Here is a 24,401-nt window from a genome sequence, read left to right as displayed (position 1 = left end):
GGCAGTGCGTACGGTTAAGGCCCGTCGAACCCAGGGAGTGCTGATGCACGTTGCGCTGGAGTGGCTGGCCGTCGAGGCCCTGGCCGAACTGCCCGACGACCAGGCTCGGGGCGAGGTCCAGGGTGTGATCGACGAAGTCGCGCGGGACCGGTCATCGTGGCCGGCCGCGGGTGGCGAGGAGGCGGTCGACGTATTCGGTTCCCGTTGCTGGGTGACGGTGGCCGCGTTCGCGGACGGGCTTGAGGTGCGGGATGTCGGATGGTGCGGGCCAGGAGCCGGGGCAACCGCCGTAGCCTGAGCATCGCCGCTGGTTCTGGGCCGGGCCACCGAAGAGTGGAAGGACCGAACCATGAGCGGAACTGCCGGGCTGGTCATCGCGATCGGAAGCGTGTGTGTCGTCGCGCTCGCTGCGGTGATCGCGAAGGCGCGGGTGGAGATCGCACGGATCGATGCCCGGTCCGGGCAGCGCGGCGGGGACGTTCGCCGCTGACCATCCCGGGGCACTGTCTCCTGGCCCCCTGCCGTTGCGACGGCGGGGGGCCTCCTGCTGTCCAGCAGCGTCCAAAAACGTCCAAAAGCATCCGGACACGTCCAGCCGTGCTCAGCGGGGCGCTGAACGGACCGTGTCCGGGTGCGTCCGAACAAGGGGCGATGGAGGGTGGTGGCATGGCTGCCCTGCGCGTGATCGTGTCCCCGCCGAGCCCGACGGGCGGGCGCCGGGTACGGGTGGACGGACAGATCCTGGGGCTGGCGTACGGCCTGGGGGACCTGGTCGAGTTCCTGCGCCGGGCCGGCCTGGAGGGGCTGGACGAGGAGGACGTCGCACGGTCCGAGCTGGTCGAGTGGCGCGGCGGTGGGCCGGACGTGTGGAGCGCGCCGGCGCCGTGAGGCTGCGGGCATGGGGACGCCCCGCCCCATGGGCTCAAAGGGGCGGGCGGTAGGGGCGCTGTCCCACGGGCGTGGAGCGCCGCGGCTACCCGTGATCAGGTGGGGCGGGGCAGGTCGAAGGCGCGGCCGATCGCGGCCCCGACGGCGTCCGCCCTGGTAGGCGACGTGTCCGCCGCTTCTCCTGTCCGTGTGTCCGGGGTGTCCGGGCAGGTCCGCGCCCCGAGTCCGCCAGGCGTTCGGGGTGGCAGGGCGCAGCCGGTGCTGGTCTCGCCGGTGCTGTCCGGCTGGTCGGTCGCCTCGGCCGAGATTGGCCACTGGACACCATCCCCGCCCCGGTGGATCCGGCCCCGATGACGCTGGCGCAGAACGCACAGACTGGTCCGCCGACCGTCCTCCTGCGTGCCGCGCGCAGCGCAGATCCTTACCGGCCCCTCTCGCTCCTTGGCGGTGTAGACAAGGCCGTCGGCCCAGCAGGCCCAGTGAGTCAGGGAGTCGGCCAGGCGCCGGGCCTGATCAGGATTGATGAGTACCGCAGGCGTTTCGGCGGGGAGGTCCTCGAGGGCGAGGCGGAGCCACGGCCACGGTAGGCCGTCCTCGTCCTGGTCGTCGTGTCCGTCGCGGGTGATGTGTGAGGGGATCTCGGCGAGCGTGACGCTCCCGCCGCGCGGGTCAGTGTTGGCCGGCGGGATGTGCGAGCCGCGGTAGATCCACGGCGCGCCTTCGGGGTCCTGGCCGGAGATGCCGGGCAGGGTGCTGTAGATGCTCACTGGGGCCTCGGGAAGGTGGGGCCCGGCCGGTGTGGCCGGGCCCGGGTGGGTGGGTGGGGGTCGCCGGGCTCGCAGACGATGGGTGTCAGCGGACGATGCCGACTCGCCTGAGCGTGTCCTCGGACCAGGGCCCGGCTGCGGCCGGGTGCGAAAGCGTCAGCAGCTACGCGCGGGCTGGGTGCGGCGTTTGAGGGTGCGCCGGTAGTCCTGGAACCGGGCCTTGGCGATCACCGAGCGGTCGGCGCTGCGGAGCACGATGCCCTCAGGATGGCCGCCCGCGCCCTCGTCCAGGGCCACGCGGGTCGTCGGCAGGTGATCGACGAGGAACGTCTGCATCTCAGCAATACCAGTCGGCACGTCACCCGCGTCCACAGTGGCCAGCCGCGGGACCAAGTCGATGTCTTCGGCCTTGGCGAACTGGGTCAGTTCGTACTCGGAGAGGAACCGTTGCCCGCCGTCCTCGCGCCAGCCGGAGATCTGGGCGCGCGGCCACTCCAGGACATCGAGTGGGACGTCGGCCGTGTCGAACAGGCGGTACCCGACGGTGCGGTTACTGGTGTATTCGCGGCTGGCCGCGGTGACCTTGCCGCCGTACACCTCCAGGTACAGGACCCGGATACCGCTGGTAGGCGGGGTAACGCGGTCGGCGAGGGGACGCAGGGCGTCGGCAATACCGAGGGCAGGGTTCCCGATCAAATCGCCGCGGGCGTAGAGGAGTTCCTCGCGGCTGCCGAGGATGTAGTCACCGCCTGGGAAGCTGACGATCCGGCCGTTGGTACCGTCGACCTTTTCGGTGAGGTACACGTCGCCGTTGAAGGCGGCGGCAGCTTCCTCGATGAGGCCACCGTTCTTCGGGTCGAGTGCGTGGTAGGTGGGGATTGACGGGTACTTTGTCGCCGTGTTGAGGGCGGCGAGGTCGATGGTGCGGATCACGTTGTGCTGTCCTTCCTGATTCAGGTGGGTGTCCCGGCGTCCGGCGCAGCCTGCGGCGAGCAGCAGTGACACGTTTACCTCACTGGCTGTCATCGGGTGTCCCCCGGGGCTTCGCTGAACAGGCCCTGCGCCGCGTTACAGCCGTCCAGGTGCTTATCGAAGCTCGCCCGGGCGCTCACCTCGTCCTCCATGAAGAACGGCGTCTGGTAGTCGCAGGCGGGGCAGTGCCATGTCCAGTGCGTGTGGGATTCGCTGTACACGCCCTGGCGGTGAAGGGCACCGCTCTCGTTGGCGTGCTCGACCAGGGCGCGACCCAAGGAGTGCGCCGCGTCCCAGTCGTCCTTGTAGTAGGCGTAGGGCTCCCATTCGCCGCCGAAGAACCGCCACCCGAGCGCAGCGGGCCCCTCGCCTCCCGGGTCCGCATTTACGACATCGCAGCGGAACCTCCACTCGGCCTGGGGGAAATCGCGGTCGGTGTAGATGTGGCCAGGCCTGTAGAAATCTGTGGCGCTCACGCGGCACCACGGTCCGTGGTGTAGCGCTGCGCGTCGCGGTTGTAGGTCAGGAGCTCGTAACGTAGGCCGACGCCGTCTTCGCGGTCGAGAGGCTGGAGGGCCGGGCTCCCGCAGCAGCCGCATCCCAAGATGGAGAGCCGGTACTTAGTCGTGAGCGTGGCGAGTTCGGCGAGAAACGCGTCCACGTTCTCCTGGGCGTTGGGGTCGGTCTGGTCGGTCATCAGGTACTCGTTGTGGTCCATCTGGAAGGTCCTCCGTGAAGGCGGTGGGGCGGGCCGCCCCTACTTGGTGCGGCCCGGGGCGAGGCCGTGTCCGCCCTGGTCGGCCGGGTGCGGGCTGGCGATGTGGTCGTGCAGTTCGCGGCGGCGTACAGGTCCGGTTACCTCGGCTCCTAGCGCTGCTTCGGCATCGTCGTCGGGTTCTTCGTGCCATGTGCCGAAGGGGCCAGGGAGTCCGGGACGCACGCCGAGCTGTGCGGCGCCCCCTTTCATTCGGTGCAGGTCAGGAATCATTGGCTCTCCTCGGGCTCATCGGTGGCGTAATGGAACACATCGGGGTGGCCGCGGGGCCGGGTGTCGGGTTCATCGCCGGCCTCGACGTGGCCAAGGCGGCACTGGTGGTCGCCGTCATGCCCGGTGGGGAGGTCGCATGCGTGCGAAGTCCAGCACCAGGGGCACGTGCCGTTCATGGGTGCTCCTGACGCTCCTCGAGGGCAACGAGGATGTCGTTGAGTACGCGCATGGTCTGGGGCATGAGGGTGTGCTGGCGCCATCGGTGGAGCGCGTCTCGCACGCGGGTGGCGGTGGCTTCTGCCTGGTCGGTGCGGCCCTGGTGGTGAATGAGCCATTCCCCGAGGCGGGGCGCGAGGTCCGGGCCGATCTCGTCGGCCGTGAAGTACCCGTCCTCGAGGAGCACTTCGCGAACGTGCTGCAGTCGCATCTCGGCGTTCTCGGTGCGCTGGCGCAGCTCGGCAATCTCCTGCTCGCCGCAGCCGATCGCCCGGATCGCTGCGTGCAGCCGGGCGCGCAGCTCGTCATCGGAATCGGAGCCTGCGGCGGACTCGTCGGTGATGTACCGCCAGCGGCCGCCATGGTTGTCGGCGTGGCTGCCGGAATGGCCGGGGCGAAGAACGCACTCGGCGGGCGCCGTGTCGAAGATCGGCGAAGAGAGGGCGCCGCAGTACTCCGCTGGCGCACCGGGGACGCAGCATCCTCCTGCTCCGCAGTGGTCACAGGTGCGGCTCTCGGGCCTGCCGTCGCCCTCGTCGTAGCGGTGCTCTCCGGTAGGGCTGTTCGGGCAGGCGCCCGGCCGGCCGGACCATTGCATGCCGCGGACGTCCTGGTGGATGTGGCCGCGGTGGCCAGGCCGGAGGACGCACGGGCCGACGGGTGGGTGGTCGGTGTGGGTGGAGTACTCGGCGCAGATGGTGGTGCTGGTCACGGGGTTCTCCGTTCGCGGCGGTTGGGGTTCGCCGTGGCCGCCCCGTACGGTGCGGGGCGGCCGGGCGGGTCAGGTGGTGGGCTGCTCGTCCATGTGGCATGGGCTGTCGGCGCGGTGAACGACGCGCGGGTCGGTGGACTCTCCGCAGCGGCAGGTGGGCTGCTGCTCGTCGAGGGCGGGTTCGTCCGCCCCTGCCGAGTGGCTGGCCTGCGGCTTCGTGCTCTGGTGGACGAGGGGTGTCGTCTCGGCCGGTTTCTCGTCCAGTGCCTTGCGGAGTTCGTAGGCGGCGCCTCCGTAGGTGCGGAGGATGGCCCAGCGGGTGGCGAGCTTCCGCACGCGGGCGACGGCGGCCTCTGCCTGCTCGGCGCGGGCGGAGAGGGCGTCGATCTCGCGGCGGTGCGCCTGCTTCGATTCCTCTCCGTAGAGCCACGTGGCAAGCACACTGGCGTACGCGCGGCGTACTTCCTGTGCTGGCTGGTCGACGATCTCGACCTCGTCCTCGTACTCGGTACCGTTGGCGAGCATCTCGAACAGCCCCTCCGCCGGCCGGTCCGGGATCACCATGGGCTTCCTCCTCGTCAGTTGATGGCGGGCTGCTGCTTGTCGAGGGCAGCCACCGCGCGGACGGCGGCCCGGAAGCGGCGGGCTTTGGCCACGGCCTCGTCGCTCCAGCCGTGCCGCTGCTGCTGCTCGGCCATGGCTGCTCCGTCGTCGCACGTCTCGTCGTGGTCGTGCTGCTCTTCGCAGTCCCAGCCGACGAAGACGGCCCACAGCCAGGCATCTACGCGGTACTCGCCCCAATCGCGGCTACTGGTGGCAATGAGGTGGTCAAGGCCGTCGAGCATCGGTGCAAGGGCCTGCACGCGGGCGAGGGCGGCCTCGGCAGTGCGGCGCCGGTCTGCCTGGTCTTGGGCGTTGTGCTCGGCGGTGGCGCGGAGGATTTCGGCGCGGCCGTGATCCCGCTCGGCCTGCTCGGCGCGGCGCTTCCATCCGTTGCGGCTGATTCGGCATACGCGGGAGTGGCTGGCTTCGCGCTGGGCGCGTAGGCGGGCGCTGTGCCATGCGGCGTGGAACCGGGCGGCGTCATGCTCGGCCTGCTCGGCGCGGGCCTCGGCGCGTTCCAGCTCGGGCACGATGGCGGCGACGTGCCGTTTGTTGCCCGCGGCGACGTGCTCCAGCGTGGTGATGCGGGCGATGAGTTGCTTGATGTGTTCGCGCTGGTGCTCGGCCACGGTGTCGAGCGAGAGCAGGCTCGGGGTGGCCTCGGTGAGATCGCGCATCCGCTGGTACTTCTCGTCGGTGGTGTGGCCGTCCCAGCCGCGGCAGATCCGGTTTGTGGGCTGGACGTGGGTGAAGAGGTCGATGTCGCGCTCGGCGATGTGCCAGGTCATTTGGCCGGCGGGCGTCTCGATGGTGACGACTGCCCACTTCGGGGCGGCCGGGTCGGTGTGGCCGATATGGGAGGGGTGGAGGGCTGCGAGGAGTGCGACGAGGTGGGCGCGCTCGCGGGAGGTGGCGTCGAGCTGGTCGTACAGAGCGTCGAGGTCGGTGTCGGTGAGGTCGTCGAGGCGGATGCGGTCGCTCATCGGGTCGACTCCTCGCACTCGTGCTCGGTGTCCAGGACGAGGCCGTTGTCCTCGTCCCACCAGCCGTCTCCGGACGCTCCGCAGGCGCCGCACTCCCACCGTCCAGCCAGGCTGATGCCGGCGTATCCGTTCGCGCTCATCGGCCCGGCTCCTCGGCGAGGCTGTGGCCGGGGCACCAGATGTGCGGGAGGTCGGCCCACTCGTGGGCGTCGTGGTAGTCGTCGTGGCCGCACTGGCGCGGTCCAGCGAACTCGGGCTCCTCGGTCACGGCGGGGGCGGGCTCGACGGTGTACGTGGTCGTCGCCCTGACGAGACGGGTCTCCGTGTCCCTGTTTGCAAGGTCGCGGACCATGAAGTCGGCACCCTCCCGGCTGTAGGTGCCGAGGTAGTACCAGGTGGTGTCGTCGTCGATCTTGTACTCGACGGTCCATGCGGTGGTCGCCGGGTGCGCCACGGTCTCGGGCTGCATATCGGCCACGGTCGCCCTGGTCTCCGTCGTGGTGCCGAGGATCTGCCGGGCCACCGCGAGGGCGTGCACCACATGTGTGGGGTGCGTCGGACCCGGGGCGTAGTAGCCGGCTGTGGTCTCCAGCCAGTCGGCGAGGGCGAGGCCAATCCCGGGGTGCAGGACGGCGATGTAGTCCGCGAGTTCAACGGTTTCCGTTTTGGCGACGTCGTACATGCCAGGGCTGCGGCCCTGCGTGACGTCGGTTCCGTCTGCGTGAAAGGGCTGGTACCGGGCTTCGGGTGCGCTGACAGCAGCGGCAAGGACGCGCAGCTTCTCGGCAGCGGCGCGAAGGACGTCGGCGGGTGTGGTGGTCATCGGGTGGGCTCCTCGGGCGTGGCAGGGGCAGCTGGGGTCTCGGTGACGTCTCGCCAACCGGTGACGTTGGTGTGGCCCGTCGGCACCCACCCTGTGGTCGGCTGCTCAGTGCATGCCCATCCGTAGGCGACGGGGCCGTCTCCGGTGAGGCTGTTGGGGCGGTTGGGGTTTTCGGTGGAGACGAGCGAGACGCGGAAGTAGAGGTCCCGGTCCCCGACGAAGCGCAGGTAGGTGTGGCCCGGCTGGAAGAAGCTCGCGGGACCAGCGGTGTCGTGCGCCTTGGGGGCGGCCTCATCGGACGGGTTGGCGGGTGCGGTGGTCACGGGGTCCTCCTGGTGGTGGGTACGGTGGGCGCGCGGCGCGTCATGGGGTGCGGCGGTCGATGTCCGACACCCACGCGGCACAGACGGCGGCGACCTGGAGCAGCTCGGCGCGGAGCTGGGCCGGGTCGGACTCGGCGAGTGCTTCGTAGACCTCCTCCAGGAGAATCCCGGTCCAGTCCAGGCGGCGATCGGTGTCACGTGGGTCGAGCTCGCCGTCGTTGATGGCTTTGTAGTTGTCCGCCCACTCAGCGAACATCTCGCGGGCCTCGCACTGGGCGGACGCGTCACCGGACATGTCGGGGTGGTGCTGGTCGCCGAACTTCTTGAGCTGCGCCTGGCGCTCCTGGTCGATCTCCTCGGCGAACCGCTTGACACCGGGGGTGGCGAAGAGGGCGGGGTACATGTCGTGCTCCTGCGTGTGGGTAGCGGTGTGTGGTGTGCTAGTGGCGGACGGCCCTGGTATCAGCGGGGCCGTCCAGCTGTGCGTCACGGGGCCGTGTTGGCGGTGGTAGGCCATGCTTGGCGGCATCCGTTGCTGCGGCACCGGATGTGGTTGGGCACCTGCTCGGGAATCCAGGTCAGGCCGTCGTCGAGGACGGACCGGCCGCAACGGGACGCCGTGCCCTCGCGGATGGGGCGTCCGGCCATGTGGACGACCTTGTGGCTATGAACGTCGGGGCGGTTGTACCAAGACGCGTCACGGCCTGCTGCCCACGGGACGTCGTCGGCGGGTGTGGTCATGTCGTGCTCCTGTGGGTGGCGGGAGGCGCATCAGGCGGCAGGGTGAGTAAGGCGGTAGACCTCGGTGGCGGTGCGGCCGTTGACGACGATGTGCGGGGCTGCTTCGCGGGCGAGCCGGAGTGCGGTGTCCAGGTCGAAGCGGTGGGCGGTCACCCAGTCGTCGCCGCGGTCATAGGGCTTGACCCCCTGGTCCCAGGTGCCGTCGGCTCCGAGGCAGGACCCGTGCCGGGTAACAGCCCACTGGCCGACGCCGCGGTATTCGACTGTGATGGCGAAGACGTGCCGGTTGATGTCGTCCTCGGGAAGGATCGACACCGCGTATTCGGTGGCCTCGCAGGTGGCAACGGGGACGCTGGCTGGACGTGGCCGAGGGCTTCGCGGATCTCCCGCATCGTCATCGCCGGGCGGTCGGACTCGGTCATCGGGTTCTCCAGGTGAGTTCGAGTTCGTGTTGCATGGGCGGGAGGGGGATTTCGGTCTGGCCGGGGTGGATGTCGGGTGTGGCGTGCGCGACGACCGCCCGAGGTGCTGTGTGCCCGCGTGTGCGGCGTTCACAGACGGGTCCGATGCGGAGGGCCGCCCACCGCTCCGAACGCAGTGGGCGCCCGCATACCCGGCACGACGGGGTCATGTGGCCTCGTCGAGGTCGGGGCGGATCTCGTAGCCGGAGCTGAGGAGGTACTCGCCGATCCGGTCGACGAGACCCTCGGGTGTTTGCTGCTCGGTGGGGGTGGTGGTGCGGTAGTCGTCGGTGGCGGCGGTCATCACGGCGACCGCGGCCGGCGGGATCGGCATCATGCGGTGGTCCTGGCGGCGTCGGGGATGCTCTCCTCGTCAGCGAGACGCTCAAGTGCGCGCCGGGACGCTTCGCGGATCCGCTCTTCCTCGGCGGCCCGCTGCGCAATGGTCAGCTGCGGTTCACCGGATACGGCGCGGGTGCGGGCGGTGTGCGGCTTGGCAAGCGGCTTGCCGAGCGGGTGCTTGTTGGTGGCTTTGCCAGTGCTGCAGGGGAAGCCGATCTCGGCGCCGCACATCGGGCACTCGACCCCGAGCGGGCCAGCTCGGCGCACGGTGTCCGCTAGGGGCTCCTCGTCGGAGTCCAGGACAGTTCGGTTGCCTTCCCAGCCGCGGTCCTCCAACTCCCGCATGAAGCCGGCAGATGGTCCGCCTTCGAGGGCCAGCCGCCCAGTGGGGGCAGCGACTCGGCCGGACGCAATGGCCTGCACCTGACCGCGGTACCGGGCCAAGTACTCGCCGACGGTCTCGTCGCCGATCGGCTGGTACTGGAAGTTCTCCAACCGCTGGCTACGGATCTTCGACCGGAGGGTGCGGACGTGATGCGGCAGGATCCACAGACGCTGGTCGGGGTCCTTGGGCGGGGTGCTGTAGTACGCGGCGACCGCGGCCTTGGCGTCCTGGTCGAGCGGCACGTCGTGGAGGGCGGCAGCCCAGGCTGTGGCAGCGGCAGCGGACGGCTTGCGGTTATCGAAGGCGGCGCAGTGACCGAGCAGCATGGACGCTTCCTTCTCGTTCATGCGGGCTCCTTCGAGTCGAATTGGGCGGCAAGGGCCATCCATCCGTCGACGGTCGCGTCGGTGCCGGAGAGGGCCTGTCCGGAGGGCAGTTGGACGACGTTGCTCGCGTACCGCTGCTGGCGGTCGGCGGCCTTCTTCGCGTCGTCCCTGATCCACTTCTGCCAAGCGTCGGGCCACGACTTGCGGCGGGCGCCCGTGGATCGGTAGTGGCTGACGAACTGGGCGGTGGCGTGCTCGATGTCGAAGCCGGGGAAGGTCGCGGCCACCCAGCGACGCATCGTGTCGGTGACCGAGAAGCCATCGACGTCGATCGGGGCGAGGCCGACAGGCCGTTCGGCCGGAGCAACGGCACCGCGGGTACTTCGCGGATCGCCTTCGCCCCCACACCCCCTCGCTCCCTTGCTCCCTAGCTCCCTAGCTCCCTTGCTCCCTAGCTCAGGGACGAAATGCTCCGGAGCGTCTCCGGAATCGCTCCGGAATGCTTCAGAAGAGTCAGGCCCATTGCCCTGACCAGCACCTTCGCCAACCGTGAGGGCGTGCTGACCGTCAGCCGCCTCGTCTGCCTCGACATCCCAGATGGAGGAGTCGGCGAGGTCGTCGGAAGACTCTCCGGAAGGGGCCTGGGGAGTCTCTGGGGGCGTTGCGGGGATCTTCTGGAGAGCTTCGCGAGACTTTCGCGAGCGGCTCCGGAGGCGCTGCGGGTTCACCTCGCGCCAACGCTTGAAGTCGTCGGGCTCGTCGTCCGGGCACGGCGGGATCTTCGACCGGGTCGGGTGCGAGGGCTTCTGGTGCTCACGCCAGTTTGGAGCGTGCAGGTAGCGGCGACCGTCGACCTCGTAGCGGCACAGCGGGCCGGCCTCGGCGATGGTCTCCAGCCAGCCGTCTACGACCTCGGGAGTGACGTCACGGTCGCGGGGGAAGCAGTCGGAGGCGATGAGGAGTTCGTCGTCGACGCCGCGGCCGTAGTCATCGAAGTAGCCCCAAAGAAGGATGAAGAAGTACCGGACCTCGCGCGGCCACAGGGACACCGTGATGGAGGTACGGAGTTCGGGCTTGATCGAACGGATGCGGGCCATCAGTTCTTACCGCCCACGGGAAGGGCTGCAGCTTCGAACACGGAGAGGTGCCGCGTGAGGCAGGTGGTCACGTCCGGGTCCTGGTAACTGCCGGCCGCGGATGCCGCCTCGTAGACGTCGGCCAGATAGAACTCGCCGTCCATACCGATGCGCTTGAGGCTTGCGAAGAACCTGGAGGCTTCACCCTCAGTCGGCTCAGCCATGCCAGAGGCCGTATAGGCAACGCGCCACAGTTCGGAAGCTCGCGAATGCCAGCCACTGATCCCTGTCAGTTCGAGTTCTTCGTCGCTCAGGCCGTGGTAGATCCGAGCCGACTTGTGCGAACCGGCGTAACTAGCCGCTTGCACGATACGAGTCACGTAGACATCGGCGTCGAGAAGCTTCTCGATCTGCTCCTTGACCCACTCTTGCTGCTCGTCGGTAGGGCCACCGACGAACTTGCCGCCCCAGGGCTCGTTGCCGGGGACCCAGGTAGTAGGCCATGCGGAGCGCCATGCGCGGGAAGCCGCGTCGTGGTCCATGTCGCGCAGCGCGACAGCAATGTTGCTGGTCCCGAAGTAGGTGGCGTACTGGGCAGCCTGGATGATTCGCTCGGGGTCCAAATCGGAAAGTTCGCCAAGGCTTCGGCGGAACTCGTCTTCCTGTTCCGTGGTTGGCGGCTTCTCGTTCTCGACCAGGCCGCAGCGCCAGACGGTAAGCGCGGCCTCGATCACCGACTTGCGGCTGTCGAGAGGCACCGGCATTGGGCTTGCGCCAACGATTCGCCGGGCTTCCTCCTGCATGGCGGTGACCTTGTTCCAGGCGATGCCGCAGCAGTACTTGAACTTGTTGCTGTTGAGGACTTTGTCGTAGCCCATGGCTGTGTCGACGATGTCGCCCCATACCCAGGAGGGCAGTCCCGCGACTCGGAAGCGTTCGACGCTGGGCTTCCAGTCGCTGGGAAGCTCGATGGGCTTTCCTTCGCTGGCCTCCCACCGGTCCCATTCCGCGCGGAAAGCTGCGCGGTATTCGAGCTTGGGCTTCTCCTGCTCGAGCATGTTGGCCGCGGCCTGCTTCATGGCGTCGGCCCATCGCAGTGCGTCGTCGCTGACGCCGGCCACAACCGCGGCATCGACGGTCGCCGAGCTCTTGCCGCTGTTGCAGGGTTCGCAGCTCGTGACGAGGTTGTTGGGGGTGTCGGTGCCGCCAAGCGCGACCGGGGTGACGTGGTCGACGCAGAGCGGCGCGTCGGGGGCGGTCGCTCCGCAGTACCTGCAGGTGTGGTTGTCCCTGCGGAGGATCTCGTAGCGGAGGCGCTTGGAGACGGCCATTCGGGAATCCTTCGGGTTGTGAGCGTGCAAGATGCCCGTAAACCGGGGTGGCTCGTGTAGCTACACGATATAGGCTTGTGTAGCTACACGGCAAGCTGATTCGATCAGAGGCTTGTAGCTACATCCACTCGCCGTAGATGTGGCGCGTGTAGCTACCCTCCGCTACGGTGGTTGCATGTCCGCGAACCTTGAGAAGTCGGCGCACACGCCCCCACGCCAGATGCGCATCCCCGACGACGAGTGGTTGCCGTTCGAAGCGGCCGTCAAGAGCCAGGGGAAGACGCGCGCTGCCATCGTTCGCGAGTTCATGCGCTGGTACATGCGCCGGCCGGGCGCGCCCGCGGTGAAGCGGCCGGACGCTGGCCCGTGGTCTGAGGTGAGTGAGTAGCTCACGTCCCCTCCCTTCCTACGCCCCGCCATGTGCGGGGCTTTGTGCTGTGCGGGTGGTGGTGGCCCGGGGCGCGGCGGCCCCGGACCGGGGTGGGCTACTTGGGCTCGGGGTACGGCTCCGGACGGGCGCCGCCGGCCTTGTAGGTCAGGAGCTGGAGCTCACGCCCCTCGCGGTACGCGTTCCACGCTTTGATGACGAGGGCGGTCATGTGCTCCTCGCGGAAGCGCGCCTTGTCCGTCATCGCGTTCTCCGCGGCGCGGCGCAGGGCGTAGATCGGGTCTCCGATCATCAGGCCGGCGCCGTCGGTGAGGCGTGCGAAGAAGAACGCGCAGTCGCCCTGGTCGATCTGCACGAACAGCCAGTGGCAGAGACCTGCGGTGCTGGCGGACAGGCGGTTGGCGTTCCTGGCACGTGACCCGATTTCCGCGGACCGCCGAATCTCGGGGTGCTCTTCGAGCAGGCTGAGGAGTTGCCGGTGGGTGGGCCGAGCGCCTCGCATGCTCTTGCGTGCCCCCTCCTGCCACATGTGGACGCGCACGAGCACGGCGGCGAGGGGGACGTAGTGGGATTCGCCGCGCAGCTTGAGGACGTCACCCAGGGACCGCTTGGCGCCGGTGTCCATGGTTTCCTGCGTGGTGTCTGGCAGGTTGGAAACAACGAGCATGCGGATGGTCATCCCCGACTCGGCGATGGCGCTGAGGCGGTGCTGCCCATCGAGGAGTGCTTTGCCGGTGATGAGCGGGTTGTCGAGGAGGACGATGTCCCCCTTGGAGAACTTGATGCTCTGCCCGTCCTCGACCCAGTTCCCGTCTCGCATGTCGGTGGCGTAGCTGGTGACGACGCGCTCGCGGAGGTTGCGGTTGCGGGTGTTCTGCGCCAGCCACTCCTTGGCTAGGGCCGGGGTGATGTCGACGACGTTGTACAGCGGGCCGTCGAGGGGCGTGCTGGGTACGATGGGGTTCGTCATTACTGCTCCTGGTTGAGGGAGTTGGCGATGTCGCGCAGGGCGTCGCTGATCTTGTGGAGGCTCGCCGCCCACCAGCGGCGGGCCTCTTCGGTTGTCTGGGCTGCGGGCAGGTTCATGGCCTGCACGAGCTGAGTGGCGTGGTCCAGGGCGCCGAGGAGTTCGGGGACCTGGTGGTGGGTGGTGTCCCGGTTTTTGGGGAACCGGTCGTCTTCGGTGAGCCGGGCGAGCTTTTCGGCGGCGCGGGTGAGGTCGCGGCCTGCGTCCGCGAACGCTTCGGGGAGTGGCCGGCGCTTCGGCTTCGCGGGTGGGGTGACCATGCGCTCGAAGTCGGGCTCGGCGGGCTGGACCCAGATGTTCGGCTCGGGCTCCGGGCGGGCCACGGCGTATGTCTTGCCGTCCGTGCCCTGGATCTCAGGTGATCCAGATGGATCGCCTGAGCTGGCGACCTCCCGCTGGACCGTTCCGTACCCAATGCCTGTGGCTGCGGCGATGGCCCTGACGCTCAGCCCGGACTCGCGCAGGGACGCGACGACTTCCTGCCGCTCCTCACGGGGGAGACGGAGGCGGGTGGTACCGAACTCCTCGGTGCAGTAGACGTCCCATGTGCTGTAGCCGAGGACGGCCCAGGTGCGGGAGGTGTACGCCTCCTGGATCAGGAGCCACGTGCCTTCGACGGCGATCTTGATGCGGTCGGTGAGGGCGCGGGCCTGATCGTGGCTCGGTAGTTCGATGTCCTGCATCAGCGTTGTCCGTTCTGGGAGGCGGTGGCCGACGAGGTATTGGCGACGCGCCGTTTCTGCCGGTCGGTGTTGTTCGCCAGGCGGCAGGCGTCATCGACGGGCTCGCCGAGGCGGAGGTGCCGGTCGTACGCGCCGCGGGTGCCGCACGGGGCGAGACGCCGGCCGCCGCGCTTGGCCTTCGGCTTGGCGCGGGCCTTCTGGTCGGCAGACCAGCGCTGTCCCGGGGTCAGCGCGGCGCGGATGCCGTGGCGGCTGTCCTTGCCCTTCCCGGCTTCTTCGCTTGCGGCCGCCGTCCGGCAGGCGTCGAGGACGGGGCAGGTGCGGCAGAGGCTGATCGCGGTGCGGCGGTCGTCTTTCTGCCACTCGTCGGCGTACCAGAGGTCGCTGCCTACGTAAGGCGGTTGGGCGCACGTGCCCTTGGCGGCCCATTCCGCTGGCCGGTGAAGAGTGTCGGGTGCGTAGCTCATGCCGCACCCCCGAAGATCCCGGCCATCTGCTTCTTCAGCTGGTCGCGCATGGGCTGGTCTTCGACGTGGGCGGGGGCCACGCAGCCGGAGTAGCCGCAGCCGGGCTGGACGCGCCCGACAGGGGTGCGGCCGTGCTGCATGACGAATGCGACTCGGCCGGCGGTGTAGCCCCGCTTCAGCCAGCGGAAGAACGGGGTGCCGTCGTTGGTCCGGTAGCCGGTCCATTCGAGGTGGCCGCCGTCGACGGGGCGGGTGCGTTGGCGGAACAGGTCCTGCGGGCTGCTGGCCGCCTTGATGCCGGTCTTGTGTCGGGCGAGGCCGAGCCCCTTGCGCGAGGCTGCGACGGCCTTGTTGTCGACGTGGAGGCGTCGGGCGATCTCGCGGTCGGAGTGCCCGGCTCGGAGCATGTCGGCGACGTCGGTACGGATCTCCATCACACCGTCTCCTTCTGCTTCCGGTGGGCTTTGCGGACGCGGAAGACGGTGCGGTCGGAGATTCCGAGCTGCGCGGCGATCTCTCCGGGCGCCAGGCCGCGATCGGTCATGCGGATGATCTGTTCGTCGCGGTCGGCTGCTGGCGGTTCACCGCCTTCGCGGGCGCGCTGCCGCACGGACTTGCCTCCCCAGGCGCCATAGCGGTACTTGGCCGTCAGGTCCCCTTCGAACGCGGACACGTAGTCGGCGCACTCGGGCTGTACGGGGCAGGTGCTGCAGATACGGAGGGCTTTTCGGCTGGTGTGCCGGGGCCCCTCGGAGAAGAAGAGGCTGGGGTCGACCTGGGCGCAGAGCGCCTGATCCATCCACTCGTACTTCACTGGTCCCCCTTCGTGGTGCCGCACCAGGTGCAGGCCCAGGACCGCGGGGCGGCGGCCGGGAGGTGGCGGGTGGTCATGTGGCCGCAGGCCGGGTCGTCGCAGACCAGCCACCGGGTGCCCGGGGCGAGTTCGGCGCGGCTGACTTCGGCGGTGCAGCGCCCGCAGTTCTGGCAGGTCATCACCCCGTTGTCGACGGTGTGGGTGGTGAGCCGGTCCCAGTCGCGGCACGGGCATGCCGCGGCACGGGTGACGAGCGGTGAGGCGGGGGCCGAGCGGTGCCGGCCGACGGGCGCGACGAGGCGTCGCGCAGCGCTCAGCAGGCTCATACCGACCCCCTGCGCTGGTACGGGATGAGCGGCCAGTCGGTCCGAACCGCGGTCGCCTCGTGCTCACGGCCCGGAGTGCGGGCGAGGTACGCCACGTACGAGGTGGCCTGCTGCTGGGCCCATTGCTGCTGGACGGCGTGCAGCTGGTCGAGGGCGGTGCCCCGCAGCTGCGGCCACTTCTCGGCGAGCGCCGTGGCGACGCGGCAGGCGGCGAGCGCGTCCGCGTCGGAGGTGTGCGCGGCGTCGAGGCGGAGCCCGTAGTGTGCGCAAAGGTCGGTGAGGGTGCGGCGGCCACGTCGGTACGGGTCGACGGCCTTGTCCATCAGGCGGGGGTCGATGACGCGGAGCTCGTCGCCGACGAGGTCGGTGAGGGGCGTGACGCCGTACCGGCGGGCCTCGCGGTCCAGCACAGTCAGGTCGAACGGCGCGTTCATGATTACGACCGGAAGCCCGGCGTCGACGGCATCGACGAGGGCGTGCACGATGTCCTCGACCACCTCGGCGGCAGGGCGCCCATCGGCGCGGGCTCTTTCGGTCGTGATGCCGTGTACCGCGGCGGCCTCGGTGGGGATGTCAACGCCCGGGTTGGCGATCCAAGTCCTGGGCCAGACTGGAATGCCTCCGCCACACCCGACGACGCAGGCTTCCACGATGCGGTCGGTCTCGACGTCGACGCCAGTCGTCTCCAGGTCGAAGCCAGCGAGGCGTCCGGTGTGCCAGCTCATGCTCGGACCGCCGATCCGGGCTGAGCGGTAGCCGGCCACGTACCCGACTGCTCGATGTCCGGTGCCGCGGCCGGGGCAGTGATCTCCTCGACCGTCACGCGCGGCGCGGGGAACTCTTCGTCGGCAGTGACCTCGCCACGCTGGATCGACTGGTAGATGACCTGGAGTTGGCCGAGGTCGATGTCGGTCCACTTCGAGGACGGCCGGCCGAGCTTGGTCTCGATCTGGTCGGCGGTGATGCCGATGCCGTCGAACGCGGCGACGCAGTCGGCGATGCGCTGCGCACGGGGAACGTCACCGTTGCCGTTGGTGAGGGTCTTGGTGCAGGCGGACTTGGCCTGCTCGATGTACCAGACAGGCAGGACCGTAAAGATCATCTCGCGCAGGCGGCGAGCCCCGTTGTTCGCGTTGTTCTCGTAGACGTCACGGAAATCGGCGAGCTTCTCGGCTTTCCCCTTCGACCACCGAGCGTGAGGCACGATGAACGTGGTTGACGACCGCTCGTTGGACTCCATGTCCCACGCCCACGCCTGCATCTCTGACTCGCCGTACTCCTCGTCACGGCGCAGCTCGGCGACACCGAACTGGATGTTGCCCCAGCAGCGGGCCAACTCCTTGGCGAGCTGGATCGTCTCGCCTGAAACGTTCGAGGTGCCGCGAGGGAAGCGGAAGAACGCCCGCTGCGCCAACTCCTGCTGGGAGCACGCCGTTCGCATCTTCGCGATGGCCAGTGCCTCGTCGCGGGGGAACTGGCGGGCCACCAACACGGCCGCCTGGACCTCGGCCACCGCGCGGGACTGCTCCACGGCGGTGCCCTGCCCGACCCGGGACGGGGCCGCGGCCGGGGTCATACGCTCGATCTGCTGGTAGCTCACAGGTATTCCTCTTCGTCGCGTCGCTCGGCCCAGACGGGGAGCGAGAGGTAGGTGATGTCGTCGGAGTAGCCGGGCCAGTAGCCGGTCTCTGTGCAGCGGGCGAACACGTCGATTGCGCGGCGGTTCTTCGCGGCGCCGATGCGGCGGGCGGCGGCGTCCAGCTCGATGACGGTGACGAGGTACGGGGCGGTCTTCTCCTGGCAGACGAAGACCATGGCCGGGTCCTCGGCCAGGCCGGCCGCGCGGGCGGCGGCCCGGTACCAGTCGTCTTGGCAGTGGTAGCCGTACTCGTCGACCGCCCGCGCCAGCGCCGACGGCTCAGCACTTCGGCAGGTCTTGTAGTCGGGGATGATCAGCCGCCCGGACCGGGGGTGCGGCAACCAGTCGAAGCGGGCGCGGCGGGTGATGCCGGTCGGGCCGTCCGTCCAGAACATCGACACTTCCGGCCGGCCGGACTCCGGCGCGAACAGGACGCTTGCGACCGGGTGTCGGCGGATCGCGTCGGCCATTGCCTGCACCTGGTCGTACTCGGCTGGCTTCAGCGGTACACCGCCAGCGGCGCGGACATCGGCGACCACAGCTTTGACCGCAGCGGTCCGCCACTCGGAGGCGTCGATCCGCACAAGGTTGGGGCCCTCGCCGAGGACTAGCTTGTGCGCGGCATTGCCCACGTCGAACGCCTTCTTCGGCAGCTGTGGGTGGTCCTGCTCATACCGGAACAGGGCCGGGCATGACGGCGGCAGCAACTTCCGAGCGCCGCTGGAGGACAGCGACCCGCGGTCGCCGTGGTAAGCCTCCATCGGCAGGTTGGGGTAGATGCCGGGCTCGATCCCGAGGCCGGCGGCCGGGGCCGAAGCCCCGGCCAGCACGGTGGTGGTCATCAGGCGTCCGCCTCCGGGTCGTACTCGGCGGCGACTTCGATGCGGGTGACGGTGTAGTCGGTCGGCTGCTCGTCGTCCTCCGGCCCGATGACGAGCTCGTACGGGTCGTTCGGCTCGGACTCGTCACCGAGCCAGTCGAAGACCTTGCCGTCGAACTCAGGGGAGTTGTTCAGGGCGTCGGTTTCGCAGTGGATCCGGGCGGCGTCCTGGTTGGTGTACGTGCCGAGCGGCGTCATGCCCCACGCGGCCCGGTAGACGTACGCAACCGCGGGCTCGGTCTCCAGCTGCGGGGCGCACACGGCCGGGGCGGTCTGTGCGGCCACGAGAGCGAGCGTGGCGTGCACCTGCGCCTCGGCGAGGATGCGGTCAGCCTCGCAGTGTCCTTCGTCGTTCGGGCGCAGGACGGTGCTGGCCTCGGCGATGAGCTGTTCGGCTGCGGTGTAGTGCTCGGGTCCGGTCATGCGGTCACTCCGGTGGTGTGGAGGAGGGCGGCCAGCAGCAGCCCGGCGGTGGGGAAGGCGAGGATGAGGAGGCAGGACGCTCCGGCGGCGGGGCCGTGGTCGTACGACGCACGGTCCTGTACCTCCCGCGCGGACCGGCCAACGTCGGAGCGCCGCGACCGGACCATTCCGGACCGGTCATAGCGGGTCCAGGTCCCGCCGAACGTGGACGGGCGGTCGCTCATGACGCCACCGCCTGCATGCCCGGGGTGGCCTGGAACTCGCGGCGGTAGCGCCACTGGAGCGTCCTCGCATGTGCGTTCTCACGCCACTCGATCGGGCCGTGGCACTTCCGGAACGGGTCGTGGAACCACTCGCGCCGCATTGCCAGCTCGCCGCATCCGGGGCACTGAATCTGAGGCCCGAACGGAGAGCAGCGGATCACGTCGCTGCGCTGCCACCGGTCGACGCGGCGGATCTCGAAGCCGCCGTCGATCGCCTGCTCGCCGTCCAGGTCGGGGTAGTCGCCGTTGTCCCAGACCTGAAGTGCCTCGTCCTCGGTCGCGCCCGGCGCCTTGATGACGTAGACGCTGGTGACCTCGACGACGATCGGCCACTGCATCTCGTCCAGGTCCCACGCACCATGCTTGCGGGCGGCCCGCTCGATCAGATCGGCGACGTCGGTGTCCGGCTCGGCCGGCACGGGGCGGGGGTACTTCTGCCCGAAGTACTCGTGGTGTCCCGCGTGTCCCAGCTGAAGCTGGCAGTCACGGGAGGAGTACGTCTCGCCGTCGTTGTACAGCTGCTCTTCGCACTTCATCGGGCGCCTCCGTGGGCGTGGTTGAGGCGGAACACCCTGCGGCCGGGGTCGGTGTCGTCGAGGACGAGGAGGCCCTGACGCGCGAGGACTGCGAGGTCCTGCCGTGCGGTCCGCCGGAATGGGGCGTCATAGGACCGGTCCCGGTACAGGTCCTGCACTCGGTGCGTCGTCCACTCGCCCTGGTGGTCCCGAACTGCGCGGCGCAGCAGGGCGCGACGGTCAGCGGCGCTCACAGGGCACCTCCCTGCCGGTTCTGCTGGAGGGTGTGCCGGGCGTCCTCAAGCCGGGCCAACTGGGCGGCGCCGACGGCCTTGTCGGCCATGCGACGGAGGAGGTCGGCGGCCCAGTGCGTGCCGGGAGTGGTGGCCCAGAACACGCGGTCGTTCTCGGCAACGATGACGGCGGCGGCCTCGGTCAGCACCTCGGCGTCGCGGGCGGCGATCAGCCGCTCAGCCTCCGCCCGGTCCTCGCCAGCTGCCCGCAGCACGGCGTACAACTCATTGCGGGCGTTCATGAGGCACCACCCCATGGGGTGTTCGGGTGCGAGCACGGGTTGCCGTCGTGCCCGCCGTGACAGCCCTGGCGGCAGGCCGCGCAGTCCGGGCACCACTTCTCAGGCACGTCACCGCACGCGTCGCAGGCGCCGGGAAGCAGCGGGGAGTCGTGCGCATCCTCGGCCGGAGTGGTATCGACGGTGTAGGGGGTCGACAAGTAGTCGGCCACCACCCGCTCGTACGAGTCCTCCTCGCGCGGGCACCCAGTCCGGTGCTCCGGGATACGGGCTCCGGCCTCGTCAGCCGGGGCTGCGCAGCTCGGGCACTCCAAGGTGGGGCAGCCTTCGGCGTGCCGGTTGAACCGCTTCGGGCAACCACACGGACGGCACGGGTCCTCGTCGTCGTGGGTGAGCACCCAGCGGCGGGCCTTCAGGTCCCACTCGATGTGCTCGTCGCTGAACGGGGCGCTGATGTGCCCGTCCGGTTCGACGTGGAAGATCACGTCCGCGTCCACCAGGGCATTCAGCCCGGCCACAGCCCGCTCCCACGGAGACAGGGCCTCCGGCGGTGCCTGCCCGGTCACCAGCTCCTCGACCCGGGCCCGCAGCACGTCACGCTCCCGAGCCACCGTCCGCGTCTCGTGCTCAGCCAGAAGCCGAGCCCGACCGGACCGCTCGACCCGGGCCTCGGCGTTCAGCAGCCGCCGCAGGACCGGAGCCATCCGCTCGCCCATGTAGGACGAGAGGTTCATGCAGTACAGGTCTTCCCACTTGGGGTGGTCGTGGTCGCGGACGTTCGCAACCGACTCAGCAACCGACACGAGCAGTCCGTCCATCGCGGGCTTTACGTCGCCGAGTTGCTTGGCAATCGCCTCACGCTGCTCCGGCGTCATCGGGGCGCTCATGCCGCACCCGCCTCACGCTGCGACGGGACCGGGCGCGGAGCCACAGCCCGGCGCAGAGCCTCGGCAAGCCGCAGCACCTGCCCGCCGTACACCGGCACGCTGCCGCCGTCGACCAGCTCGTCGAGCAGGTCTTGCACAGCCTCGTCACGCTCGTGCGTGGCGTGCGAGTTGGCGCCCTGGTGCCGGGCGGACCGGCCCAAATCGGCGATGTTCTGGAGGTCGTCGAGGAGGGACGGGCCATCCTCGACGGCGGCCTCCGCCACGGCGAGCACGAAGGTGCTCAGGTAGTGCGTCATGTCGAGGGCGACGCCGGACGGGGTGGCGTCGACGGAGATCCGGAACGGCCCGGTGACGGGCGTACGGTCGTCAGGCGTCGCGCTCATGCCGCCACCGCCATCGTGCACGCCGAAACCGAGCAGATCGCCTTCACCTGGATCCGCACATCCCGCCACGTCACATACAGCGACGCGCTGTACATAAGGCCGGCAGACCCGATGAACTCCAGCTCGCGGATCGTGCCGCCCAACACCTCGGCGTACGCGGCAACGACCGGCCGCATGTCCACGCCAGCGTCCACGATGGCGCCCATCAGCGGGGCACCGCCCTCCGGCAACGTCCAGTCGAGCATCGGCAGATGCGGGTTCTCCGACAGCAGCTGGACCAGTGCCGTCGCGGCACCCAACTGCGGACTAGGCTTGTTGTTCACGGTGTTCCACTCCTTCAAGCGGTGGGTGGGATATCGAGGGGTCGCCAGACCGGGCATGGTCTGAGCGGCCCCGCTTTCATGAGCAGGTCAGGCGGCGGCAGGGACGGGCGCCGACGCGGTGCTGATGCCGAGGTACTCCTCGACGGCCCGGACGTTGAAGCGGATCGTGCGACGCGAACTCCCGGACTGCGCAAGGTCGATCACGCACAGCCGGACGAAATCCGGGTCGGTTTCCATCCGGTCGCGAACCCAGAAGTCGCTGACCTGCAGCCAGCCCTTGAGGTCTGCCTTGGTCATCAGCGGTGTGGGGATACCGGACTGCTCCACAGCCCCTCCCTTCAGTTGATGTGGATAGTTTTACGACGAATGTGGAAACTGTCGGCACGAGAGAGTCAGACGGGGGCGTTCATGAACAGTTCCTCAACAGGTTTGCCCAGCGCCTTCGCCGCCAGGTCGCACGAGCGGCGAGTAAAGCTCGCCCGCCCGCTCGTCCCAGTGGAAACCATGTGGCCGATCGCCGACTGACTGATGCCGTAGCCAGCAGGGTCGACCTCCTTGGTCTTCTCGGCGAGGCGCTCGATGGACAGGCCGGCCACTTGCATCGCATCTCGGATGCGTTGGCCGTTGTCCAAGCGGTGCATGCGGGTGCCCCTTCGTGGCCGATAGTTGCTGCGAGGCGACAGGGCGCGAAAGGCGACCCCCGGCCCCGTTTCCACATTCAACGCCGAATGTGGAAGGATGTCAATGGATACAGAGAGCGCCACATCGGTTTTGTCCGAGATTCTGCATATGCCAAACGTCCGCATGTGGAAATCATTGCTGGTCAAGTGCCGCGACACGGCTTGTAGTGAATGTGGATGATGCCCGATGCTTCTACATGTGGATGACCTTGCGGAACTCATCAAGCGCGTCATGACAGAGAAGGACTGGACCCTGTCCACCCTCGCGCGCCGCTCCGGCCTGTCCACATCCACACTCCACTCCTGGAAGAGCGGCCACCGAGCAACCGGCAGCCGCGGGCCGACCCCCGACAAACTCCGCCAGCTCGCCGAAGGCGCAGGCCTTCCCGTCAACCAGGTCTTCGAAGCTGCCGGTCGGCATGTGCCGGCCCCCATGGACGACGAAGACGAGCGCCGTTTCCTCCACCTGTTCCGCTCCCTCGACAGCGCGGACCGCGGAGTGATCGAGGCGACCATGCGAGCCATGAGTGAGCGTCAGCGGGCAGACCAGTAGAGACCTTCACCACCGAGCACAACATCTGCGAAAGTCCCCCTCACACACAGCAGTTGACGGGTATTGTCAGTGTTTCCGCCGTAACCTCCACCTGCGGCCGGGCTTCGCCTTGTCTCGATGGAGGTTTCTTGTGTGCGCGACTGTGCTCGTGGAGGACGTGGACCCGACCGCGCCGCGGTGGGACCGCGACCGTGTCGCCGTGGTCATAGGACAGGGCCTGAACTACTCCCAGGCACTCAGACAAATCCGGGCGCTCCTCATCTGGCTTGGCGCCCCCCAGACGAGCGTCGGCGCGACATGCTGGTGCGGAGACTACGTCGCAATTCCCGGCCCGGAGGCCTGCGTCTTCCAGCAGAGAACCGCCCCCAGCCGCGAGGAGGTCCGCAATGCCCGCTAGGGCTCGGAACAACCCCAGGCAGATTCGCCTCAAGTCATGCGGCTGCAAGGCCTGCACGGAAAAGTTCAGACCCGGCGACAAGCCCACCCGGAAAGACTGCACGGGATCGTGGCAGGCCCGCTACCGAGACCCGTCCGGCAAGCAGCGCGCGAAGACCTTCACCGGGCAGCACGCCAAGAGGAAGGCCGAAGCGTTCCTCGACAAGACCCGCGACCAGGTCCGCAGCGGAAGCTTCGTCGACCTTGACCGCGGCCAGATCACCGTTGAAGAGTGGTATGCCAAGTGGCAGGCAGCCCAGCGCATGGGCGACAACACACGCGAGACGGCTACGAGCGTGTGGAGCAATCACGTGAAGCCGCACTTCGGGTCATGGCGACTCACGTCCATCGGAAATCTGGACGTCGAGGAGTGGCTCGCCGGCCGCGTGGCTGTGGTGGGCGTGGCGACGATCGACAAGGCGTTCCAGATTCTTGACCGGCTAATGACGGCCGCGATGCGGGACCGTCGCATCAGCCATAACCCTTGTGATGGCGTCAAGCTTCCCAGGGCCCAGGCGAAGCACCCTGATGACCTGATGCCGCCGACCTACGATCAGCTGGCGCAGATTCGGACTCACATGCCGGACCACTTCCACCCGATGCTGGTCTTCGCCGAGGAGACGGGGCTCCGGTGGGGTGAACTCGTCGGTCTGCGCCGGTGCTTCGTGGACTTCGAGGCAGGCAGCATTCAGATCCGCGAGACGATCATCCAGGTTCACGGCAAGCCGAAGCGGAAGGCATACCCGAAGTCCGCAGCCAGCAGCCGGACGGTTCCGATGTCGGCCCGTGCGGCTCACGCCCTGAAGGGACATTTAGAGAAGCATCCCGCCGACCCGTCCCGCACGACCCCGTCCAGCGGAATGCACGCCAAGGAACTGGTGTTCCGCGGGCGCCGTAAAGGGGTGCTCGGCAGAAGCAACTTCTGGCGGCTGTGGACATCTGCGAGCGAGGCCGCGGGCGTTGCCCGGCAGGTGGAGAACCCAGTGACGGGTCGCATTGAGCGGTGGCCACATGTGCACGACATCCGTCACGCTTTTGCGTCGCGCCTGCATGCGGCGGGTGTGCCGGAGGCTGACGCTCAGAAGATCTTGGGTCACGAGCGCGGCGCGAAGATCACGTGGCTGTACACCCACGCCAGCGCGGGGTCGGTCGATGCGGTGCGTACCGCCCTGGATCGGGGCGGATTGAGGGTCGTCTCGTAGCGGAGTCCCCTCAAAGTCCACAACGGGTCCACGCGTCCACATCC

44 protein-coding genes are annotated in these 24,401 nt (G+C 68.8%); 6 read left to right on the top strand and 38 right to left on the bottom strand.

The features are described from left to right. Window positions 1–43: 43 nt before the first annotated feature. The 3 genes from OG978_RS32525 (at window position 44) to OG978_RS32515 (ending at window position 888) form a co-directional block, all read left to right on the top strand. A complete protein-coding gene (locus OG978_RS32525) occupies window positions 44–298 on the top strand; it encodes a hypothetical protein (protein ID WP_326768625.1) in 255 nt (84 codons plus the stop codon). 51 nt (window positions 299–349) lie between these two features. Then, window positions 350–490, top strand: coding sequence for a hypothetical protein (locus OG978_RS32520; RefSeq protein ID WP_326768624.1), 141 nt, complete (start codon window positions 350–352; stop codon window positions 488–490). Window positions 491–666: 176 nt separating this feature from the next. Beyond that, window positions 667–888, top strand: a complete 222-nt coding sequence (locus OG978_RS32515) for a hypothetical protein (protein ID WP_326768623.1) — start codon at window positions 667–669, stop codon at window positions 886–888. Between the two features lie 95 nt (window positions 889–983). On the opposite strand, the gene OG978_RS32510 is transcribed toward OG978_RS32515, so the two are convergent. The 19 genes from OG978_RS32510 to OG978_RS32420 all read right to left on the bottom strand — a co-directional run bounded on the left by OG978_RS32510 (window position 984) and on the right by OG978_RS32420 (window position 11,937). Continuing rightward, window positions 984–1,655 (bottom strand): hypothetical protein, encoded by a 672-nt coding sequence (locus tag OG978_RS32510; protein ID WP_326768622.1) that lies wholly within the window; start codon window positions 1,653–1,655, stop codon window positions 984–986. Between the two features lie 156 nt (window positions 1,656–1,811). Continuing rightward, a complete protein-coding gene (locus tag OG978_RS32505; protein ID WP_326768621.1) occupies window positions 1,812–2,681 on the bottom strand; it encodes an RNA ligase family protein in 870 nt (289 codons plus the stop codon). Then, window positions 2,678–3,103, bottom strand: coding sequence for a hypothetical protein (locus tag OG978_RS32500; RefSeq protein WP_326768620.1), 426 nt, complete (start codon window positions 3,101–3,103; stop codon window positions 2,678–2,680). The genes OG978_RS32505 and OG978_RS32500 overlap by 4 nt, the downstream gene beginning before the upstream one ends. After that, window positions 3,100–3,345, bottom strand: coding sequence for a hypothetical protein (locus tag OG978_RS32495; protein ID WP_326768619.1), 246 nt, complete (start codon window positions 3,343–3,345; stop codon window positions 3,100–3,102). The genes OG978_RS32500 and OG978_RS32495 overlap by 4 nt, the downstream gene beginning before the upstream one ends. A 39-nt stretch (window positions 3,346–3,384) precedes the next feature. After that, complete coding sequence (locus tag OG978_RS32490) at window positions 3,385–3,615, bottom strand: hypothetical protein (protein ID WP_326768618.1); 231 nt, start codon at window positions 3,613–3,615, stop codon at window positions 3,385–3,387. Continuing rightward, the gene (locus OG978_RS32485) at window positions 3,612–3,791 is read right to left on the bottom strand and encodes a hypothetical protein (protein ID WP_326768617.1); all 180 of its coding nucleotides are present in this window, start codon (window positions 3,789–3,791) and stop codon (window positions 3,612–3,614) included. The genes OG978_RS32490 and OG978_RS32485 overlap by 4 nt, the downstream gene beginning before the upstream one ends. Beyond that, the gene (locus OG978_RS32480) at window positions 3,788–4,543 is read right to left on the bottom strand and encodes a hypothetical protein (RefSeq protein ID WP_326768616.1); all 756 of its coding nucleotides are present in this window, start codon (window positions 4,541–4,543) and stop codon (window positions 3,788–3,790) included. Before OG978_RS32480 ends, OG978_RS32485 begins: the two co-directional genes overlap by 4 nt. Window positions 4,544–4,612: 69 nt before the next feature. Beyond that, entirely contained in the window at window positions 4,613–5,107 is a 495-nt protein-coding gene (locus OG978_RS32475; RefSeq protein ID WP_326768615.1) for a hypothetical protein, read from the bottom strand. 14 nt (window positions 5,108–5,121) lie between these two features. Continuing rightward, complete coding sequence (locus tag OG978_RS32470; RefSeq protein WP_326768614.1) at window positions 5,122–6,129, bottom strand: WDGH domain-containing protein; 1,008 nt, start codon at window positions 6,127–6,129, stop codon at window positions 5,122–5,124. Further along, window positions 6,126–6,269, bottom strand: coding sequence for a hypothetical protein (locus OG978_RS32465; protein WP_326768613.1), 144 nt, complete (start codon window positions 6,267–6,269; stop codon window positions 6,126–6,128). The genes OG978_RS32470 and OG978_RS32465 overlap by 4 nt, the downstream gene beginning before the upstream one ends. Beyond that, window positions 6,266–6,952, bottom strand: coding sequence for a hypothetical protein (locus OG978_RS32460; protein WP_326768612.1), 687 nt, complete (start codon window positions 6,950–6,952; stop codon window positions 6,266–6,268). The genes OG978_RS32465 and OG978_RS32460 overlap by 4 nt, the downstream gene beginning before the upstream one ends. Continuing rightward, window positions 6,949–7,275 (bottom strand): hypothetical protein, encoded by a 327-nt coding sequence (locus OG978_RS32455; RefSeq protein WP_326768611.1) that lies wholly within the window; start codon window positions 7,273–7,275, stop codon window positions 6,949–6,951. Before OG978_RS32455 ends, OG978_RS32460 begins: the two co-directional genes overlap by 4 nt. Window positions 7,276–7,315: 40 nt before the next feature. Further along, window positions 7,316–7,678 (bottom strand): hypothetical protein, encoded by a 363-nt coding sequence (locus OG978_RS32450; RefSeq protein WP_326768610.1) that lies wholly within the window; start codon window positions 7,676–7,678, stop codon window positions 7,316–7,318. A gap of 83 nt (window positions 7,679–7,761) precedes the next feature. After that, the gene (locus tag OG978_RS32445; protein WP_326768609.1) at window positions 7,762–8,016 is read right to left on the bottom strand and encodes a hypothetical protein; all 255 of its coding nucleotides are present in this window, start codon (window positions 8,014–8,016) and stop codon (window positions 7,762–7,764) included. 30 nt (window positions 8,017–8,046) lie between these two features. After that, window positions 8,047–8,331 carry a hypothetical protein gene (locus OG978_RS32440; protein WP_326768608.1) on the bottom strand — a complete coding sequence of 95 codons (285 nt, stop codon included), beginning with the start codon at window positions 8,329–8,331 and terminating at the stop codon, window positions 8,047–8,049. Window positions 8,332–8,643: 312 nt separating this feature from the next. Beyond that, window positions 8,644–8,814 carry a hypothetical protein gene (locus OG978_RS32435; RefSeq protein ID WP_326768607.1) on the bottom strand — a complete coding sequence of 57 codons (171 nt, stop codon included), beginning with the start codon at window positions 8,812–8,814 and terminating at the stop codon, window positions 8,644–8,646. Next, entirely contained in the window at window positions 8,811–9,551 is a 741-nt protein-coding gene (locus OG978_RS32430) for a zinc finger domain-containing protein (RefSeq protein ID WP_326768606.1), read from the bottom strand. The genes OG978_RS32435 and OG978_RS32430 overlap by 4 nt, the downstream gene beginning before the upstream one ends. Continuing rightward, on the bottom strand, window positions 9,548–10,627 hold the full coding sequence (locus tag OG978_RS32425; RefSeq protein WP_326768605.1) for a hypothetical protein: 1,080 nt from the start codon (window positions 10,625–10,627) through the stop codon (window positions 9,548–9,550). Before OG978_RS32425 ends, OG978_RS32430 begins: the two co-directional genes overlap by 4 nt. Beyond that, window positions 10,627–11,937, bottom strand: coding sequence for an HNH endonuclease (locus OG978_RS32420; RefSeq protein WP_326768604.1), 1,311 nt, complete (start codon window positions 11,935–11,937; stop codon window positions 10,627–10,629). Before OG978_RS32420 ends, OG978_RS32425 begins: the two co-directional genes overlap by 1 nt. 175 nt (window positions 11,938–12,112) lie before the next feature. Here OG978_RS32420 and OG978_RS32415 point away from each other — a divergent pair, with 175 nt between their 5' ends. After that, on the top strand, window positions 12,113–12,325 hold the full coding sequence (locus OG978_RS32415; protein ID WP_326768603.1) for a hypothetical protein: 213 nt from the start codon (window positions 12,113–12,115) through the stop codon (window positions 12,323–12,325). Window positions 12,326–12,422: 97 nt separating this feature from the next. Here the strand turns inward: OG978_RS32415 and OG978_RS32410 are convergent, their stop codons facing one another. The 19 genes from OG978_RS32410 to OG978_RS32320 form a co-directional block, all read right to left on the bottom strand. Then, the gene (locus OG978_RS32410; RefSeq protein WP_326768602.1) at window positions 12,423–13,295 is read right to left on the bottom strand and encodes a hypothetical protein; all 873 of its coding nucleotides are present in this window, start codon (window positions 13,293–13,295) and stop codon (window positions 12,423–12,425) included. Next, on the bottom strand, window positions 13,295–14,035 hold the full coding sequence (locus OG978_RS32405; RefSeq protein ID WP_326768601.1) for a hypothetical protein: 741 nt from the start codon (window positions 14,033–14,035) through the stop codon (window positions 13,295–13,297). The genes OG978_RS32410 and OG978_RS32405 overlap by 1 nt, the downstream gene beginning before the upstream one ends. Continuing rightward, entirely contained in the window at window positions 14,035–14,502 is a 468-nt protein-coding gene (locus OG978_RS32400) for a WhiB family transcriptional regulator (RefSeq protein WP_326768600.1), read from the bottom strand. Before OG978_RS32400 ends, OG978_RS32405 begins: the two co-directional genes overlap by 1 nt. Beyond that, window positions 14,499–14,936, bottom strand: a complete 438-nt coding sequence (locus tag OG978_RS32395; protein WP_326768599.1) for a hypothetical protein — start codon at window positions 14,934–14,936, stop codon at window positions 14,499–14,501. Before OG978_RS32395 ends, OG978_RS32400 begins: the two co-directional genes overlap by 4 nt. Next, on the bottom strand, window positions 14,936–15,316 hold the full coding sequence (locus tag OG978_RS32390) for a WhiB family transcriptional regulator (protein WP_326768598.1): 381 nt from the start codon (window positions 15,314–15,316) through the stop codon (window positions 14,936–14,938). Before OG978_RS32390 ends, OG978_RS32395 begins: the two co-directional genes overlap by 1 nt. Beyond that, window positions 15,313–15,642 (bottom strand): hypothetical protein, encoded by a 330-nt coding sequence (locus OG978_RS32385; RefSeq protein WP_326768597.1) that lies wholly within the window; start codon window positions 15,640–15,642, stop codon window positions 15,313–15,315. The genes OG978_RS32390 and OG978_RS32385 overlap by 4 nt, the downstream gene beginning before the upstream one ends. Continuing rightward, a complete protein-coding gene (locus OG978_RS32380; protein ID WP_326768596.1) occupies window positions 15,639–16,367 on the bottom strand; it encodes an exonuclease domain-containing protein in 729 nt (242 codons plus the stop codon). Before OG978_RS32380 ends, OG978_RS32385 begins: the two co-directional genes overlap by 4 nt. After that, window positions 16,364–17,242: a hypothetical protein gene (locus tag OG978_RS32375; RefSeq protein ID WP_326768595.1), complete on the bottom strand. Its 879-nt coding sequence runs from the start codon at window positions 17,240–17,242 to the stop codon at window positions 16,364–16,366. The genes OG978_RS32380 and OG978_RS32375 overlap by 4 nt, the downstream gene beginning before the upstream one ends. Beyond that, complete coding sequence (locus tag OG978_RS32370) at window positions 17,239–18,123, bottom strand: PD-(D/E)XK nuclease-like domain-containing protein (RefSeq protein WP_326768594.1); 885 nt, start codon at window positions 18,121–18,123, stop codon at window positions 17,239–17,241. The genes OG978_RS32375 and OG978_RS32370 overlap by 4 nt, the downstream gene beginning before the upstream one ends. After that, window positions 18,123–18,584 carry a hypothetical protein gene (locus OG978_RS32365; protein ID WP_326768593.1) on the bottom strand — a complete coding sequence of 154 codons (462 nt, stop codon included), beginning with the start codon at window positions 18,582–18,584 and terminating at the stop codon, window positions 18,123–18,125. The genes OG978_RS32370 and OG978_RS32365 overlap by 1 nt, the downstream gene beginning before the upstream one ends. Continuing rightward, on the bottom strand, window positions 18,581–18,808 hold the full coding sequence (locus OG978_RS32360; RefSeq protein WP_326768592.1) for a hypothetical protein: 228 nt from the start codon (window positions 18,806–18,808) through the stop codon (window positions 18,581–18,583). The genes OG978_RS32365 and OG978_RS32360 overlap by 4 nt, the downstream gene beginning before the upstream one ends. Then, complete coding sequence (locus tag OG978_RS32355) at window positions 18,805–19,383, bottom strand: hypothetical protein (protein WP_326768591.1); 579 nt, start codon at window positions 19,381–19,383, stop codon at window positions 18,805–18,807. Before OG978_RS32355 ends, OG978_RS32360 begins: the two co-directional genes overlap by 4 nt. After that, window positions 19,380–19,616: a hypothetical protein gene (locus OG978_RS32350; RefSeq protein ID WP_326768590.1), complete on the bottom strand. Its 237-nt coding sequence runs from the start codon at window positions 19,614–19,616 to the stop codon at window positions 19,380–19,382. Before OG978_RS32350 ends, OG978_RS32355 begins: the two co-directional genes overlap by 4 nt. Further along, complete coding sequence (locus OG978_RS32345) at window positions 19,613–19,897, bottom strand: hypothetical protein (protein ID WP_326768589.1); 285 nt, start codon at window positions 19,895–19,897, stop codon at window positions 19,613–19,615. Before OG978_RS32345 ends, OG978_RS32350 begins: the two co-directional genes overlap by 4 nt. After that, window positions 19,894–20,781 (bottom strand): hypothetical protein, encoded by an 888-nt coding sequence (locus tag OG978_RS32340; protein WP_326768588.1) that lies wholly within the window; start codon window positions 20,779–20,781, stop codon window positions 19,894–19,896. The genes OG978_RS32345 and OG978_RS32340 overlap by 4 nt, the downstream gene beginning before the upstream one ends. Then, entirely contained in the window at window positions 20,778–21,164 is a 387-nt protein-coding gene (locus OG978_RS32335) for a hypothetical protein (RefSeq protein ID WP_326768587.1), read from the bottom strand. Before OG978_RS32335 ends, OG978_RS32340 begins: the two co-directional genes overlap by 4 nt. Further along, window positions 21,161–21,487 (bottom strand): hypothetical protein, encoded by a 327-nt coding sequence (locus tag OG978_RS32330; protein ID WP_326768586.1) that lies wholly within the window; start codon window positions 21,485–21,487, stop codon window positions 21,161–21,163. Before OG978_RS32330 ends, OG978_RS32335 begins: the two co-directional genes overlap by 4 nt. 87 nt (window positions 21,488–21,574) lie before the next feature. Then, window positions 21,575–21,814 (bottom strand): hypothetical protein, encoded by a 240-nt coding sequence (locus tag OG978_RS32325; protein ID WP_326768585.1) that lies wholly within the window; start codon window positions 21,812–21,814, stop codon window positions 21,575–21,577. Window positions 21,815–21,879: 65 nt separating this feature from the next. Next, window positions 21,880–22,128, bottom strand: coding sequence for a helix-turn-helix domain-containing protein (locus OG978_RS32320; protein ID WP_326768584.1), 249 nt, complete (start codon window positions 22,126–22,128; stop codon window positions 21,880–21,882). A 238-nt stretch (window positions 22,129–22,366) separates the two neighbouring features. Here OG978_RS32320 and OG978_RS32315 point away from each other — a divergent pair, with 238 nt between their 5' ends. Together OG978_RS32315 and OG978_RS32310 are read left to right on the top strand one after the other, a co-directional pair. Further along, window positions 22,367–22,720, top strand: a complete 354-nt coding sequence (locus OG978_RS32315; protein ID WP_326768583.1) for a helix-turn-helix domain-containing protein — start codon at window positions 22,367–22,369, stop codon at window positions 22,718–22,720. Window positions 22,721–23,106: 386 nt separating this feature from the next. Further along, complete coding sequence (locus OG978_RS32310; protein WP_326768582.1) at window positions 23,107–24,357, top strand: tyrosine-type recombinase/integrase; 1,251 nt, start codon at window positions 23,107–23,109, stop codon at window positions 24,355–24,357. The last annotated feature ends 44 nt before the right edge of the window (window positions 24,358–24,401 follow it).

The sequence above is a fragment of the Streptomyces sp. NBC_01591 genome, from assembly GCF_035918155.1.
Lineage (GTDB): Bacteria > Actinomycetota > Actinomycetes > Streptomycetales > Streptomycetaceae > Streptomyces.
The sequence above is the reverse complement of the archived record's forward strand: the minus strand, read 5'-3'. Positions and strand labels throughout refer to the sequence as shown.